13 protein-coding genes are annotated in these 16,034 nt (G+C 54.7%); 8 read left to right on the top strand and 5 right to left on the bottom strand.

The features are described from left to right. Window positions 1-45 precede the first annotated feature (45 nt). Complete coding sequence (ynfE, locus tag ACMGGH_RS15560; protein ID WP_155026225.1) at window positions 46-2,484, top strand: selenate/tellurate reductase subunit YnfE; 2,439 nt, start codon at window positions 46-48, stop codon at window positions 2,482-2,484. A 92-nt stretch (window positions 2,485-2,576) separates the two neighbouring features. Next, window positions 2,577-3,191, top strand: a complete 615-nt coding sequence (gene dmsD / locus ACMGGH_RS15555) for a Tat proofreading chaperone DmsD (RefSeq protein ID WP_028012998.1) — start codon at window positions 2,577-2,579, stop codon at window positions 3,189-3,191. Window positions 3,192-3,226: 35 nt separating this feature from the next. Here dmsD and ACMGGH_RS15550 read toward each other — a convergent pair whose 3' ends face one another. After that, window positions 3,227-4,957 (bottom strand): SulP family inorganic anion transporter, encoded by a 1,731-nt coding sequence (locus ACMGGH_RS15550; RefSeq protein ID WP_232948186.1) that lies wholly within the window; start codon window positions 4,955-4,957, stop codon window positions 3,227-3,229. Window positions 4,958-5,190: 233 nt separating this feature from the next. Beyond that, window positions 5,191-6,027 carry a MipA/OmpV family protein gene (locus ACMGGH_RS15545; RefSeq protein WP_126817995.1) on the bottom strand — a complete coding sequence of 279 codons (837 nt, stop codon included), beginning with the start codon at window positions 6,025-6,027 and terminating at the stop codon, window positions 5,191-5,193. 203 nt (window positions 6,028-6,230) lie between these two features. Here ACMGGH_RS15545 and ACMGGH_RS15540 point away from each other — a divergent pair, with 203 nt between their 5' ends. The 3 genes from ACMGGH_RS15540 (at window position 6,231) to ACMGGH_RS15530 (ending at window position 8,910) form a co-directional block, all read left to right on the top strand. After that, window positions 6,231-6,908 carry a response regulator gene (locus ACMGGH_RS15540; RefSeq protein WP_232948185.1) on the top strand — a complete coding sequence of 226 codons (678 nt, stop codon included), beginning with the start codon at window positions 6,231-6,233 and terminating at the stop codon, window positions 6,906-6,908. Beyond that, the gene (locus ACMGGH_RS15535) at window positions 6,908-8,296 is read left to right on the top strand and encodes a sensor histidine kinase (RefSeq protein WP_232948184.1); all 1,389 of its coding nucleotides are present in this window, start codon (window positions 6,908-6,910) and stop codon (window positions 8,294-8,296) included. The genes ACMGGH_RS15540 and ACMGGH_RS15535 overlap by 1 nt, the downstream gene beginning before the upstream one ends. 137 nt (window positions 8,297-8,433) lie before the next feature. Next, window positions 8,434-8,910, top strand: a complete 477-nt coding sequence (locus ACMGGH_RS15530; RefSeq protein ID WP_045261447.1) for an RrF2 family transcriptional regulator — start codon at window positions 8,434-8,436, stop codon at window positions 8,908-8,910. Between the two features lie 61 nt (window positions 8,911-8,971). Here ACMGGH_RS15530 and oqxB read toward each other — a convergent pair whose 3' ends face one another. Further along, window positions 8,972-12,124 (bottom strand): multidrug efflux RND transporter permease subunit OqxB, encoded by a 3,153-nt coding sequence (gene oqxB / locus ACMGGH_RS15525; RefSeq protein WP_028012992.1) that lies wholly within the window; start codon window positions 12,122-12,124, stop codon window positions 8,972-8,974. Window positions 12,125-12,148: 24 nt separating this feature from the next. Beyond that, window positions 12,149-13,324, bottom strand: coding sequence for an efflux RND transporter periplasmic adaptor subunit (locus ACMGGH_RS15520; protein ID WP_045261449.1), 1,176 nt, complete (start codon window positions 13,322-13,324; stop codon window positions 12,149-12,151). Between the two features lie 333 nt (window positions 13,325-13,657). Here ACMGGH_RS15520 and ACMGGH_RS15515 point away from each other — a divergent pair, with 333 nt between their 5' ends. Both ACMGGH_RS15515 and ACMGGH_RS15510 read left to right on the top strand, forming a co-directional pair. Next, window positions 13,658-14,011, top strand: coding sequence for a helix-turn-helix domain-containing protein (locus tag ACMGGH_RS15515; RefSeq protein ID WP_028012990.1), 354 nt, complete (start codon window positions 13,658-13,660; stop codon window positions 14,009-14,011). A 69-nt stretch (window positions 14,012-14,080) separates the two neighbouring features. After that, window positions 14,081-14,371 carry a YebG family protein gene (locus ACMGGH_RS15510; RefSeq protein WP_028012989.1) on the top strand — a complete coding sequence of 97 codons (291 nt, stop codon included), beginning with the start codon at window positions 14,081-14,083 and terminating at the stop codon, window positions 14,369-14,371. 63 nt (window positions 14,372-14,434) lie between these two features. On the opposite strand, the gene catA is transcribed toward ACMGGH_RS15510, so the two are convergent. Continuing rightward, the gene (catA, locus tag ACMGGH_RS15505; protein ID WP_232948182.1) at window positions 14,435-15,100 is read right to left on the bottom strand and encodes a type A chloramphenicol O-acetyltransferase; all 666 of its coding nucleotides are present in this window, start codon (window positions 15,098-15,100) and stop codon (window positions 14,435-14,437) included. 250 nt (window positions 15,101-15,350) lie between these two features. Between catA and ACMGGH_RS15500 the strand changes: the two genes are divergently transcribed. Beyond that, entirely contained in the window at window positions 15,351-15,974 is a 624-nt protein-coding gene (locus tag ACMGGH_RS15500; RefSeq protein ID WP_028012987.1) for a glutathione S-transferase family protein, read from the top strand. The last annotated feature ends 60 nt before the right edge of the window (window positions 15,975-16,034 follow it).

Raw genomic sequence — 16,034 nt, 5'->3', positions numbered from 1 at the left:
TAATTTCGGGAAAAATAATACGTAATCACAATGGTGGGGTGAGCCATGTCCGATATCGAACATCACGGCGGGATTAGCCGTCGAACACTCGTGAAATCTACGGCGATAGGTTCTCTGGCGCTTGCCGCTGGCGGAATTTCGTTGCCTTTTGGACTGAAAAGCGCCGCAGCCGCGGTACAAAATGCAATGAAACCGGCAGAAGATAAAGTGGTCTGGGGCGCCTGTTCGGTCAACTGCGGCAGCCGCTGTGCGCTGCGTCTGCACGTCCGCGATGACGAAGTGTACTGGGTCGAAACGGATAACACCGGTGAGGATATCTACGGCAATCACCAGGTCCGGGCCTGCCTGCGCGGGCGCTCCATTCGCCGCCGCATCAACCACCCTGACCGTCTGAACTACCCGATGAAACGCGTGGGTAAGCGGGGTGAAGGCAAGTTCGAGCGCATCAGCTGGGACGAAGCGCTGAACGTCATCACCGCCAGCCTGAAAGACGTGGTCAGCAAGTATGGCAACGAAGCGGTGTATATTAATTACTCCTCCGGGATTGTCGGCGGCAATATCACCCGCTCCTCCCCTTACGCTTCGCTGGTGGCGCGCCTGATGAACTGCTACGGCGGTTTCCTGAGCCACTACGGCACCTACAGCACGGCGCAAATCGCCTGCGCGATGCCTTATACCTACGGCAGCAACGACGGCAACAGCACCTCGGATATCGAAAATACCAAACTGGTGGTGATGTTCGGCAATAACCCGGCGGAAACGCGCATGAGCGGCGGCGGGATTACTTACTATCTGGAGCAGGCCCGCGAGCGTTCTAACGCACGCATGATTGTCATTGATCCGCGCTACACCGATACGGCAGCCGGACGCGAAGACGAGTGGATCCCGATCCGTCCGGGTACCGATGCCGCCCTGGTGGCGGGTATTGCCTGGGTATTGATCGACGAAAACCTGGTGGACCAGCCTTTCCTGGATAAATACTGTGTTGGCTACGACGAAAAAACGCTGCCGGAAGGTGCCCCCGCGAATGGTCACTATAAAGCGTACATTCTCGGCCAGGGTGAGGACAACACGGCGAAAACGCCGGAGTGGGCCTCGCGCATCACCGGCATTCCTGCAGACCGCATCATTAAACTGGCCCGCGAGATTGGATCCGCGAAGCCGGCCTATATCTGCCAGGGCTGGGGACCACAGCGTCAGGCGAACGGTGAACTGACCTCCCGCGCCATCGCGATGCTGCCGATTCTGACCGGCAACGTGGGGATCAACGGCGGCAACAGCGGCGCCCGTGAGTCGACCTACACCATCACTATCGAACGTATGCCGCTACCGGAAAACCCGGTCAAAACGCAAATTTCCTGCTTCAGCTGGACGGACGCCATCGCCCGTGGCCAGGAAATGACCGCTCTGCGCGACGGGGTGCGCGGTAAAGATAAGCTGGACGTGCCAATTAAGTTCATCTGGAACTACGCGGGCAACACCATTATTAACCAGCACTCCGATATCAATAAAACCCACGATATTCTGCAGGACGAAAGCAAGTGCGAAACCATCGTGGTGATTGACAACTTTATGACCTCATCGGCGAAATACGCCGATATCCTGCTGCCAGATTTAATGACCGTCGAGCAGGAAGACATTATCCCTAACGATTACGCCGGGAACATGGGTTACCTGATTTTTCTCCAGCCCGTGACCGCGCCGAAGTTTGAGCGCAAGCCTATCTACTGGATCATGAGCGAAGTGGCGAAACGCCTCGGACCGGATATCCATCAGAAATTTACCGAAGGGCGAACGCAGGAAGAGTGGCTGCAGTATCTGTATGCCAAAATGCTCGCAAAAGATCCCACGCTGCCGTCCTATGACGAGCTGAAAAAAATGGGCATCTATAAGCGCAAAGATCCGAACGGACACTTTGTGGCCTATAAAAAATTCCGCGAGAACCCCGAAGCCAACCCGCTGAAAACGCCCTCAGGCAAGATTGAAATTTATTCCAGCAAGCTGGCGGATATTGCGGCGACCTGGGAGCTGGCAAAAGATGAGACCATCAGCCCGCTGCCCGTCTACGCATCCACCTTTGACGGCTGGGATGCGCCCGAGCGCGCGCAGTTCCCGCTGCAGCTGTTTGGCTTCCATTTTAAAGCTCGCACCCACTCGAGTTACGGTAACGTCGACGTGCTGCAAGCGGCCTGCCGCCAGGAGGTCTGGCTGAATCCCGTTGATGCCGCGAAACGTGGCATTAAAAACGGCGATACGGTGCGCGTCTTTAACGATCGCGGTGAGGTGAGAATAGAAGCCAAAGTCACGCCGCGCATCATGCCAGGCGTAAGCGCCATGGGCCAGGGAGCCTGGCACGATGCCAATATGAATGGCGATCGTATCGACCACGGCTCGTGTATCAACACCCTGACCACGCACCGCCCGTCACCGCTGGCAAAAGGCAACCCGCAGCACACCAATCTGGTGCAGATTGAGAAGGTGTAAAAGGTGAATTCTATGACCCTGGTTTATGCTTTGGTCTGTATTAATGGTTAATCACGTCGCGCGGACATAACCGCGCGAGCAAGGAAGGTTTAATGAAAGACGTCTCACACCGTGACTCGTTCGCGTTCAGCGCCCGCGTACTGGGCGCGCTGTTTTACTTCGCCCCAGACAGCGAGCAGACAGCCCCGCTGGTGCAGGCACTTACCGCTGGCGAATGGATAGAGGACTGGCCCCTGCCGCCGGAAACGCTGCTGCCCGTTGCCGAAACCTTTGCCTCATCTTCCGATGAACCGCTGACGGATGCCTGGCAACGGCTGTTTATTGGTCCTTATGCCCTGCCCGCTCCGCCGTGGGGTTCCGTCTGGCTGGACCGTGAATCCGTGCTGTTTGGCGATTCGACCCTCGCGCTGCGCCAGTGGATGCGGGAAAACAATATCGCGTTTCAGATGCAGCAAAATGAACCGGAAGATCATTTCGGCACCCTGCTGCTGCTGGCGGCATGGCTGGCCGAGAATGGCCGCGAATCGGAGTGCGATCGGCTTCTGGCGTGGCATCTGCTGCCGTGGAGCACTCGCTTTCTGTCGGTGTTTGTCGACAACGCCGGGCATCCGTTCTATATCGCGCTCGGCAGGCTTGCGCAGCTGACGCTGGCGGACTGGCGATCGGCGTTGGTTGTTCCGGTTGCGGAAAAGACGCTGTACCGCTAAGGGATATGGCTTGCTCGCGGGTGGCGAGCAAGCCTTTAATCAGGGTTTGGTTGTGCATCACCACCTGATTCACTCACACTCTCTTTGCTTTGAATGAACCGGAGTGCCAAATAGAGGTCTGGTGCCAGAATCATGTCATCATCATTCATCGTTGGCCGACTTTCTTTAAACCAACGTGTTAATTCCGTTTTCCTGCCCGCAAGGATTAACATAATCTGTCGGGCTTTAAGGTCACGCTTTAACTCATTAATGGTTGCCAGGACACTGATATCTGAATAGGTGAAGCAAGCCACGGCATCAATAACCACCCATTTAGGTTGTAATGCTGCACCATCAACCAGGTTCAATACCCGACGTTTAAAATAAGCCACATTAAAATAGGTTAACGGTGAGTTAAATCGATACATCAGCACGCTTGGGACCATTTTAATATCGGTTGTATTCCCTAATGAGTGGATCATTCCATTTTCGTCAGTCCCCAGTAAGTGCTCAGAGGGACGAAATACCGTACGCAGGAACTGTAACAGGCCAAGCAATACCGCAAGACCGATCCCCTGGATTACACCGATGATTAAAACACAGCCAAACGTGAAGAAGGCCAGGCGAAATGCCTGTTTATTTCTTCGCCTCAGGTTCCATAACCCACGTAAATCAATTAATGACCACGATGCATACATTAGAACAATACCTAATGCAGATACCGGAATAAATTGTAATGGCTGCGTGAAAAATACCACCACTAAACCTATCAGTAAGGCTGCGACTATGGAAACCAGCTGACTTTTCCCCCCAACGGAATCATTAACCGCGGTCCGGGAATCGGCTCCGCTGATGGCAAATCCCTGAGATAGCCCAGACATAATGTTCGCAATACCCAGTGCCCGGAACTCTGCATCAGCATTAATTTCATAGCCATTTTTCGCGGCGAAACTGCGAGCGGTCAGCATCAGACTGACAAAACTTACTAAAGCCAGGTTCAGCGCCGGGATCACTAATTCTCGCATCGGACCGGGCTGGAACGCACCCCAGTTAACGACGGGTAAACCAGGCTGGAAGCCATCCCCCCCAATCGTGGCAATACCATACTGTTGCGCAGATGTTCCCCATACCAGTATCGTTGTTATCACAATGGCAATCAGAGGTGCTGGCCAGTTGCTGCGATACGTTTTGATAACCATTAAAATAATTAACGTTAAAAGTGATATCCCTATTGTTAATACATGGCTGTCTAAAAGTCGGCCTGGCAAGGCCAGTATTTTCTCAATAACCTGCGCTTCATCGAGCTTGATCCCCAAAACCTTGCCTAATTGCCCGACAATAATCGTCACGGCTACGCCATTAAGCAACCCTGTAAGAATGGGATGAGAAAGGAGATCGGCAAGTGCACCCAGGTGAAATTTACTGGCAAGCAGGCACCAGCCGCCCATCATCAATGTCATGACGATCGTCAGTTGCCAGTGCAGTTCAGGATTGCCTGCAGAAAGAGGAAACACGACGGCTGCAATCACGGCGCAGGTCGTTGCATCAGGGCCAACAATAAGCTGACGTGAAGAACCAAACAGTGCATAAGCTATCATCGGTAAAACGCAGGAATAGAGCCCCACTATTGCCCCAACACCCGCCAATTCAGCATAAGCAATAGCAACGGGTAGCGCTACAGCCGCAACGGATAATCCAGCTTTAACATCATGTTTCAGCCAGCTTTTATCGTAGGCTAACAAATTTTGTAACCCTGGCATGTACTTTAACAATAATTTTCCGAGCACTTTATTCTCCGGACAGGGATGATAGCCACGTAATATTGGCACACTTCTCAGTGAGGTTCTGGTTTCCAAATGCTCCGGAGTCAGGTCGATGCCTCTCAGTTCTTAATAAAACGTCAGTCAACTCATTATTCTGACTGCTGTTAAACATCATTTAAAAACTACCGCCCCATCATCTTTCCGGGGCGGCTCAAATTCGTCGCTATTGCGCGCTCATATCTATAAGCAACCCGCAATCAGAAACTGTACGTCACCTTCAGGCTTCCCGTTGGCGACGTTTTACGTTGCACGATCGGGCTATCACCCGCATCCCCCATCAGCTGCGTTACGCCCGCGGAGGTGAGAACGCTCCAGCGCGAGGTGAGCCTGTAGGTCCAGTCAAGGTTCATTGACCAGGCGTAAATTCCCGCTCCGGCGTCATGTCGGGCAAATCCTGATGCGGCGGACTGGGCAGCATTAACCCCATAGTACGTTTGCATGTACTTGCCGGAACCCCAGCTGCCCGTCAGCCCCAGCGTCACCGCATTTTTCGACGATGTGTAGAGCGGGCTGGAAATGCCGAAATGCACCGCCTCACCGTTGTCTCTCTCAGAAACCGGGATCTCAGCCTGCAGCTGCAGATTGAGCCAGTCGGTCACCTTATACCCCAGCCCCGGCACCACGATAGCGGAACCTTTGATATCGCCCATCCCCCGCAGGTAGTCGCTGCCGGAGCTGATCGAATCACTGCTCACGTCTTTATCTTTACGGCCTGTTCGGTAGCTCACTGCGGCGTTGTAATCCAGGTTGCCAATGTTGTTTCCGTAACCGATACCCCGCGTGGTGCTGATAAAGAAACCATTTGCCATGGAATAATCTACTACCTGAGCTGCCGAGACCCGGCTTTTATCCGAACCCGAGTAGCGTGGCGCGACGTCCACGCCTCCCCCCAGGGTTAAGACATTGCCCTGTTTCTGCTCTGCCGCCAGTACCGGGGTTGCCAGTAACGCCAGAATAACGCCCGGCACGATGTTTTTCAGTCTGCGGCTCGGAAGTAAATAGGGGAAAGTATGACGCAGTTCGATGTTACTCATTGAAGAAGTCCTTTGGATTCAAATGATTGCAATGCCAGCGGTTTACACGCCAGAGCACTCATTCTGAATACTCACCCTGAGGTTCTTATGAGCCGAAAATGAAGAAACGCTGAAGCGCGTGCGGGCGCTGTCAACCGGACGGATTTCCTGCTACCGTTTTTTTCTTAAGTTGTTCTTCATTCACTGTTGATACAGTTACCAATGTGAAAATCTTACTAATCGAAGACGACCTGGATCTCGGCAATGGCGTACGTATCGCCCTCTCAGATCAAGGATTTGATGTTATATGGGTTCGCCGTAAAGAGGATGCGCTGCATCAGCTTGAGGTCGGCGTGCCGGAACTTATTCTGCTCGACCTGGGGCTGCCCGATGGCGACGGCATGAGCCTGATGACGCGTTGGCGCCAGCAGCTTAAGGGGATCCCCGTCATTATCCTGACGGCGCGAGGCACCCTGCAGGATCGCCTGTGCGGGCTGGATGCTGGCGCAGACGACTATCTTGTCAAACCCTTCGTTCTCGCCGAACTGCTGGCGCGAGTCAGAGCCCTTGCGCGACGCAGCTACGGTTTTGAAAATGAAGCGATAGAAATCAGGAGCTTATCGCTTCATATCCCGACGCGTCGCGTAACGGTGAACGCGCGTCACGTTGAGTTGACGGCCAGCGAATATGCGCTGCTTGAAACGTTGATGCTGCGCGCTGACCGGGTGATCACGCGGCGGTTCCTGGAAGAGAGGATATTTGGCGCGAAGGAAAATCTCAGCAATGCGCTCGACGTGCATATGGGGAATTTGCGGCGAAAAATTGGTGACGGCTATGTACGAACGGTGCGGGGCGTCGGGTATGTCATTGATACCGTCGCTATCCAGAAGGTGACAGATTAATGCGAAATGTCTGGCACCAACTGAGGCGCCCAACGCTGGTACGGCGAATTATCATCGCCCAGATGCTGCTGCTTACCCTGCTGTGGTGTCTTTTTTTAACCTTTATTTTATTGGAAGACCTGCGTAGCCCTCCGATACTCACGGGAAGTAAGACTTACGAAACCATTTTTACTCTGGTTGATCTCAGTGACGAGCGCCCGCAGGATCGTAATGATGTCCTGGAAGCATTCAGCAAAGCGTTGCGGGAAGGCTATGGCGGCGGTGAAGATCCGGAGCTGTCGATTAACCTGATCGTTCGCGAAAACAACGAGGTTATTTTCTCTTCTGATGGTGCACCTACGGGGGTAAAAAACACCAGACTGGGCGAAATGCAGCGCGTTCAGAGTGAAGGTCACGCCTGGACGAGCCGCACGCTTAAATCCCCCCACTCCGACGTGGAGGTTACCCTTTTCACCCCTGCCGGAAGCTGGAACTTCTTTATCTACCTGAACTCGCGGGGCTACTACATTATGCCGCTGCTGGTGTGCATTCCTTTTCTTCTGTTTCCTGCGTGGCTGTCAATCCGCATTGCGATGCGCCCCTGGAGCAAGGTGGTTAATGAGATCTCATTACGTTCGCCTGACGATCTCTCCCCTTTAAAGGCTGTTCCCGGGCATAAGGAACTCCGCCAGATGGTGGACGCGATAAATGACTTTCTTGCCAGAGTGCGGGAAAGCGCGGAACGCGAACGGGTTTTCATTGCGGACGCCGCGCACGAGCTGCGTACGCCGCTGGCCGCGATGCGCATCAACGTGGAGGCGCTGCAGTCCTGGGTGAGCAGCGAGAGCCAGCGGCAGCTGCTTGCAGGGATTGTGCGCAGCAATAGCCGGGCGGCCCGTCTCGTCAACCAGCTGCTGCTGATGATGCACAGTGAAGCGCGCATTGACACCGCGATGGAGCCCGTGCCGCTAACCTCGCTCATACAAGAGCGGATGGCTGCGCTGGAGCCGCTAGCGTCCGGGCGCAAGATTGAGCTGGAATTCTTCGCTGAGGATGAGATTTGGATCGCTGGCGTCAGGGAGCGTTTGATGTCGCTTATAGACAATCTCATTGAAAACGCCGTGAAGTACAGTCCTGAGGGCGGGCGGATTCAGGTAGAGGTACGCTCAGCAGATAAATCAGCCCAGCTACGCGTCTCCGATCGGGGGCCGGGTATCCCGGTTGAATTGCGCGAGCGCGTATTCGACCGGTTTTTCCGCGATCCCAATCAGCTGCAAAGCGGGAGCGGACTGGGGCTTGCCATTGTCAAAGCCGTTGCACAGCAGCACGGCAGCAGCGTAAACCTGAGTACTTCCGCAGAAGGTGGCCTCCTGGTGACGGTTGACTTCCCGAACCGCACGTATAGCTAAACCGGAACAGGGTGTTTGATCGCAAATGCCGCAGATTGCTTCAAAAAAATTACCGTATTTGTTATATTGTTGTTTATTGCTTATTCACCTCTGCGGTGCCAAAAAGAACAAGATTCACCGCAACCCAGGAAAGAGAAATGTTAGATTACCGCTTCCCGACAGCTTTGCAGATGGTTCTCAGCGTAGCGATGGCGGAGCAACTAGGTGAACGTTCGACGAGTGCGATTCTGGCCTACGGCCTGGAAGCCAACCCGAGCTTTATCCGCAAATTGATGGTTCCACTCACGCGTGACGGCATTATCGTCTCAACGCTTGGCCGCAACGGCTCAATTCATCTTGGACGTCCGCCGGAAGAGATTACCCTGCGCGATATCTACCTTTCAGTCACCGAAGATAAAAAACTCTGGGCGTCGCGCCCGGACGTGCCGGCCCGCTGCGTGGTCAGCGCGAACGCCTGCTGGTACTTCAAATCTATTTCCGAAGAAGCAGAGCAGGCCTCGCTCGCGGTATTAGCGCGCCACACCGTGGCAAGCGCGCTGGACGAGGTCAAAAAAGCCGATACCAGCGGGTGCGATCCTTTACCTGAACTGATTGCCCAGTACAAAAAAGCCTAGTAATTTACGCAAAAAAAACCGCCCTCATAGTGAGTGCGGTTTTTTGTTAACTGCGATATCCCTACGCAGGCAGAACCTCTCTTTCCACTTTGCCGCGCGTCACGAACTTACGCAGCGTCACGTAAAAGACCGGCGTCAGGAACAGACCAAACAGCGTCACGCCCAGCATCCCGGAGAAGACCGTAATCCCGGTGACGCCGCGCACTTCTGCGCCCGCGCCGTGGCCGAGGATCAACGGAATGGTCCCGGCGATAAAGGCGATGGATGTCATCACAATCGGACGTAAACGCAGGCGGCACGCTTCCAGCGCTGCTTCCATGATGCCTTTCCCCTGAATTTCCAGCTCGCGGGCAAACTCCACGATAAGAATCGCGTTTTTACAGGCCAGCCCCATCAGCACCACCAGCCCCACCTGCACGAAGACGTTGTTATCGCCCCCGGTCAGCCAGACGCCAAACAGCGCGGAAAGCATGGTCATCGGAACGATGAGGATCACCGCCAGCGGCAGCGTCCAGCTCTCATACAGCGCCGCCAGCACCAGGAACGCCAGCAGTACCGCGACCGGGAAGACGATCAGCGCCGTATTGCCCTGCGTGGCCTGCTGGAAGCTCAGATCCGTCCATTCAATGTTCATTCCGTTCGGCAGGATCTGCTTAGACATCGCGTCCAGCTGCGTCATCGCCTGCGCGGACGAGAGCACGCGCGGGTCGGCATCGCCAATCAGATCCGCCGCCGGGTAGCCATTGTAGCGGATCACCGGATCCGGTCCGTAGGTGGTCGTGATTTTCACCATACTGCCAATCGGCACCATTTCGCCCTGGCTATTCCGGGTGCGTAAATTCGCAATATCTTCCACGCTGTCGCGGAATTGCCCGTCTGCCTGCGCCATCACGCGCCAGGTGCGCCCGAACTGGTTGAAGTCGTTCACGTACGACGAGCCCAGATAGGTTTGCAGCGTACCGAACAGATCGGTCAGCGACACGCCCTGCGCTTTCGCCTTATCGCGGTCAACCTGCACGTCCAGCTGCGGAACGTTAGCCTGATAGGTTGAGATCGGGAAGTGCATTCCCGGCGTCTGCATAATCGCACCGGACATGGTGTTCACCGCGTTTTGCAGCGCGCCATAGCCCAGACCCGCGCGATCCTGAATATACAGCGAGTAGCCAGACCCCTGACCCAGCCCCAGAATCGGCGGCGGCAGAATGGAGAAACCAAAGCCCTGCTGGATTTGCGCGATTTTCGCGTTGATCTCCGCGTTAATTTCCGCCGCAGAGTGCTTGCGCTGGTCAAACGGCTTCAGGCCAAAAAACACCGTCCCGGTATTCGGCGTGTTGGTAAACTGCAGCGCGTTCAGCCCCGGGAAAGCCACCGCGTAGTCCACGCCTTCGGTATTCATGCCGATTTCGCTCATTTTGCGGATCACCGCGTCGGTGCGCGCCAGCGACGAGCCTTCCGGCATCTTCACGCCGCCAATCAGGTAGAGCTTATCCTGTGTCGGAATAAACCCGCCGGGTACCGCTTTAAACATGACGCCCGCGGCACACAGCAGCAGCAGATACACCACAAACACCGCGCCGCGTCGGCCAAGCGTTTTGCCCACCAGCCCCTGATAGCCGTTAGAGCTACGATGGAAAAAGCGGTTAAACGGACGGAAAATCCAGCCAAACAGGCGATCGATAAGCCGGGTCGGGAAGTCTTTCGGCGCGCCGTGCGGTTTTAACAGCAGCGCAGCCAGCGCCGGAGAGAGCGTCAGCGAGTTAATGGCGGAGATCACCGTGGAAATCGCTATCGTCACCGCAAACTGCTTGTAGAACTGACCGGTTACGCCGGAGAGAAACGCCATCGGCACGAACACCGCGCACAGCACCAGCGCAATAGCGATAATGGGCCCGGAGACTTCACGCATCGCCTGATGCGCCGCCGCAAGCGGCGCAAGCCCCTCTTCAATGTTTCGCTCGACGTTTTCCACCACCACGATGGCATCGTCCACCACGATACCAATCGCCAGCACCAGCCCGAATAAACTCAGGGTGTTAAGCGAAAAGCCCAGCAAATAGAGAATGCTGAACGTCCCCACCACCGACACCGGCACCGCGATCAGCGGAATGATCGACGCGCGCCAGGTTTGCAGGAACAGGATCACCACCAGTACAACCAGCACCACCGCTTCCAGCAGGGTTTGCACCACCGCACGGATGGAGTCGCGCACGAAAACCGTCGGATCGTAAGGTGCCGCCCACTTCATATCTTCCGGGAAACGGGTGGACAGCTCGTCCATTTTGGCGCGCACCGCGTTAGACAAATCGATGGCGTTCGCCCCCGGTGACTGGAAGATACCAATCCCGACCGCGTCTTTATTGTTAAGCTGGGAACGCAGCGCATAGCTGCCGGAACCCATTTCGATACGCGCCACGTCGCGCAGGCGGACGACCGAACCGTCCTCCGACGTTTTCAGGACAATGTTGCCAAACTCTTCTTCGGTATGCAGACGACCCTGGGCGTTAATGGAGATCAGGAAATCGCTCTCTTTCGGCAGCGGCTCGGCGCCAAGTTGGCCCGCGGAGACCTGCACGTTCTGCTCCTGCATTGCCGTGACCACGTCCGAGGCGGTCAGCCCGCGGGCCGCGACCTTGTTCGGATCCAGCCAGATGCGCATCGCGTATTCACCGGAGCCGAAAATCTGAATCTGGCCGACGCCGGGCAGACGCGCCAGCTCGTCCTTCACCTTCAGCGTGGCGTAGTTGCGCATATACAGTGAATCGTACTTACCGTTGGGCGAGAACAGATGCACCACCAGCGTCAGCGTTGGCGACTGCTTCTGCGTCGTGATGCCCAGGCGCCGCACGTCTTCCGGCAGACGCGCCTCAGCCTGTGCTACGCGGTTTTGCACCTGCACCTGCGCCTGATCCGGATCGGTACCCGGACGGAACGTGACGGTAGTAACCAGCACGCCGTCCGAGCCGGCAACGGATTTCATGTACATCATGTTCTCGACGCCGTTGATCGCCTCTTCCAGCGGCGTCGCCACGGTCTCGGCAATCACTTTCGGGTTGGCGCCCGGATACTCCGCGCGCACCTGTACGCTTGGCGGTACGACGTCAGGATATTCACTCACCGGCAGAAGCGGGATGGCGATTAATCCTGTGATAAAAATCAGAATCGACAGTACGGCAGCGAAAATCGGCCTGTCGATGAAAAAGCGGGAAAAGTCCATGGGAAGGATTCTCAGGTCAAGTGATCAGTTGAGGGCGGTGCTGGCGGTCATGGCGACGGTTTTCGCGTTCACCGGCATACCCGGCATGAACACTTTCTGTAGACCGTCAACGATGACCTTATCGCCAGGTTTCAGTCCCTGCTGCACGATGCGTAAACCGTCGGCCAGACGCCCCGGCGTAATATCGCGACGCTGCGCTTTACCCTCTTTATCCACGATATAGACATACTTGCGATCCTGGTCAGTCAGTACCGCTTTGTCGTCAATAAGCATGGCCTGGAATTCCGCGCTGCCCGGCAGGCGCACGCGGGCAAAGAGTCCCGGCGTGAACTGACGCTGCGCGTTATCCAGCAGCGCGCGCATGCGGATCGTACCGGTACTCGGCGTGAGCTGATTATCAAGGAAATCCACTTTACCCTGATGGGGGTAGCCCTCCTCGCCGGCAAGGCCGATCTCAACCGGTAGCGCCGTATGGTGGCTGGACGCCCCCTGCCCGTTGCGGGCGAGATTTTGATAGTGAAGATAGGTTGACTCATCCACGTCAAAGTAGACGTAAACCGTCTTCTGCGAGACCAGGGTGGTGAGCACGCTGGCGCTGTCGCCCGCGGAGACCAGATTGCCGCTGGTGATTAACGCCCGGCTGGCGCGACCATCAATAGGAGCCGTCACTTTGGTGAAGTCGAGATTCAGTTGCGCGGCGTCTACCGCAGCCTGGGCTGCGCGAATATCGGCCTGCGCCTGAATGGCGGCCGAACGGCGCTGCTCCCACTCTTCACGGGATACCAGGTTGGTATTAATGAGTTTATCGGTACGGTTAGCCTCGCTTCGCGCCAGGCCGGCCTGCGTTTTGGCTCTCTCCAGCGTCGCCTGCGCCTGCTCCAGCGCGGCGCGATAGGTTCGGTCATCAATCGTGAACAGCACCTCACCCTTTTTCACCTCCTGGCCGTCGGTGAAATTCACTTTGTCGATGTAGCCAGAGACACGGGGACGAAGCTGCACGCTTTCCACGGCTTCAATCCGGCCGTTAAAGCTATCCCACTGGCTAATGGATTTCACAACCACGTCTGCAGCATTAACGGCGGGCGCGGGCGGCGCGGCGTTTTGCGCGACGCTGTCATCACATCCGACGAGCAGCACGGAGAGCATCATCGCTCCCAGCGCATTCAGATGATAGTTTCCCCAGGTTTTTTGCAGGCTCATTATTTTTATTCCGGTAATTGTAGCCGCCGGGCAAGACGCAGCGGGAGGTGCCGCGCCACTTCCTTTGTCCGGGCTGGCTTAAGGCCATTTGTGTCGTTCATCGCCACAAAACTGTAACAGTTTCGAATACACTATCGCGGCGATTGTAGGAATGCGCCTAACTAAGTGCAAGAATAATTGTTGCACTTTATGTGCTATTTGAGGCGGCGTTAAAAGGCCCGTTTCGGGCAAGGATTTAAATGCAACAATAAAACTTGCAATTATCGAGAAACCAGGCCACCTTAAAATGCAACAGATAAAGATACCTTTCTATCGCTGCGTGGGGGAAACCTGATGAACACTGGCGCATTTATGCATGATTTACTCGACTGGATTGATAACAACCTCGACAGTCGCCTGGACATTGAGACCGTCTCCAGGCGCTCCGGCTACTCGAAATGGCACCTCCAGCGCCTGTTTAAAGAGCACACGGGCTATCCCCTCGCCGGCTATATTCGCGCGCAAAAGCTGCAAAAATCGGTTGAGCGCTTAGCCCACAGCGATGAGCCCATCCTGAACGTGGCAATCGCGCTCGGGTTTGACTCTCAGCAGTCGTTCAACCGCAGCTTTAAGCGCCAATTCGGTCAGGCACCTGGCGCATGGCGACGCAGTATCGGCGGCCGTGAAACGCAGCCGATGCACCAGTAGCTCACTTTTTACTGCAACATCATCCCGAAGCTGTTATACTGTATATAAATACAGTATGAGAGGTGCGTGATGGCTGTTGAAATAAAATATGTTGTCGTAAGAAAAGGTGAAGAGAAAATGACATTTGCCAGTAAGAAAGAGGCTGACGCTCACGACAAGCTGCTCGATATGGCAGACGCGTTCACCGACTGGCTGTTGCAAAGCGGAATGCAGATGGATGAAACGCAGGCTGAAAATCTTGGTCTGTATCTCGCCGAGCAGAAAGAGACCGTGCAGCATATTCTGCGCACCAGCAAGCTCCCTGCTCTCGATGCCCCTGCGGCTGACAGTAAAAAAATCAGAGCGGTAAAAGCTGCCTGATTGCCACATCGTCACCGAGCCTGACGCCGCAAGCAGCATGCTGCTTGCGGCTTTTTATTAACGTCACGCGCCGGATTGCGGCAAGGCATCAATCATCTCTTGTAATTCATTGTACAATCTAGCCACATGGAAACCATCGCACACGGAATGATGAACCTGAACGGCAAGGGGCAATAATACTTTGCCATCTTGTTCATAGTATTTTCCAAGCGTAAACATAGGGGCAAAAAAGTTCTTCATGTGCGCAACGTTGACGTTAAAGCTGGTAAAACTCACCCAGGGAATACCCGATATGAAAAAAATATTTTCCCGGGATTCTTCTTTAGGCCAATAAGAAAAATTATTACCGTAGCGCGCAATGTCTTCAGTATAGGTGTTCTGGAAGTGCTGAATATTGCCATCGTAATGGCTCCATAATGATGAAAAGGTCTCTGTTTCATTATGGAAAATGGTATAGTTTGGATGAACTTCATTCCATATAATAAGCTCATTGTCTTTCATGGCCATACGGAATTCCGGATGACTGTTGACGATTTTCGAAATGAGAAAAATAATAGTCGGGTAAAATTTCCAGCCGACCGCTTTGATATGTTTTAACAGCGCAGTAATATCGATTAAAACCGTCTGGTTAAACGTCGACTGAGCGAACCCCTGAAAAATCTCAAAATGTTCTTTCCTTGCCCAACGAGATAAGTCAACGGACGTATATTCAGGGGTTATTTTTTCCATTTCTAAGCCTTTAATGAGCAAGCATATCTCTGATGTTAGCCTAAATTTTTTCCATGCATTAAGCAAGCAGGCGCCTCTGGAGAAAACGGCGCGGAATAACCGCCATTACGCCCCTGAAGACGTAACGTTTCCGCTTAAAACGCGCTGACCTGCCCGTACAGAGCACTCCTTACTCAATATTATCCCTCCCTCTTCGCGCAAAGGGTGTATTGTTTTTAAATGATTAATCCCCCTGAAGAGAAACGGCGTCATGATTAACATCCTCGGTAAAACCACCTCCATCAACGTTCGTAAAGTGCTCTGGACCTGTGAAGAAGCGGGCATCCCTTACCTGCAGGAAGACTACGGCAGCGGTTTTGCCTCAACAGAAACGGATGACTTCCGCGCGCTGAACCCCAACGCCATGGTGCCGGTGCTGATGGATGACGATTTCGTGCTGTGGGAGTCCAACGCCATCTGCCGCTATCTGGTGCGCAAGGCCGGACGTCACGATCTGCTGCCTGCAGAGCCGCAGGCCTGCGCCAACGTTGAGCGCTGGATGGACTGGCAGGCAACTGAATTCAATAACGCCTGGCGCTATGTCTTCCCGGCGCTGGGACGAAAAAACCCGGACTTTAACGACCCTGCGCGCATTGCGGCGGGAATAAAAGAGTGGAACCACTGCATCACCATTCTGGAAAACCAGCTGCAGCGCACCGGGGCCTTTGCGGCGGGCGAGACGTTTACCCTTGCGGACGTGGTGCTTGGGCTGTCGGTGAATCGCTGGAAGATGACGCCGTTTGACAAGCCCGACGTGCCGGCGATTGAGGCCTGGTATGAGCGCCTCAACCAGCGCCCAGCGTTTTTGCGTCACGGCAATAACGGCATGATATAAATTATTTACGCCCACACCTTGAGTAAGGATATTTTATTTAATTACTAAACCCTGATTGGC

This window comes from Enterobacter sp. BNK-16 (genome assembly GCF_048684955.1).
GTDB classification, from domain to species: domain Bacteria; phylum Pseudomonadota; class Gammaproteobacteria; order Enterobacterales; family Enterobacteriaceae; genus Enterobacter; species Enterobacter bugandensis.
The sequence above is the reverse complement of the archived record's forward strand: the minus strand, read 5'-3'. Positions and strand labels throughout refer to the sequence as shown.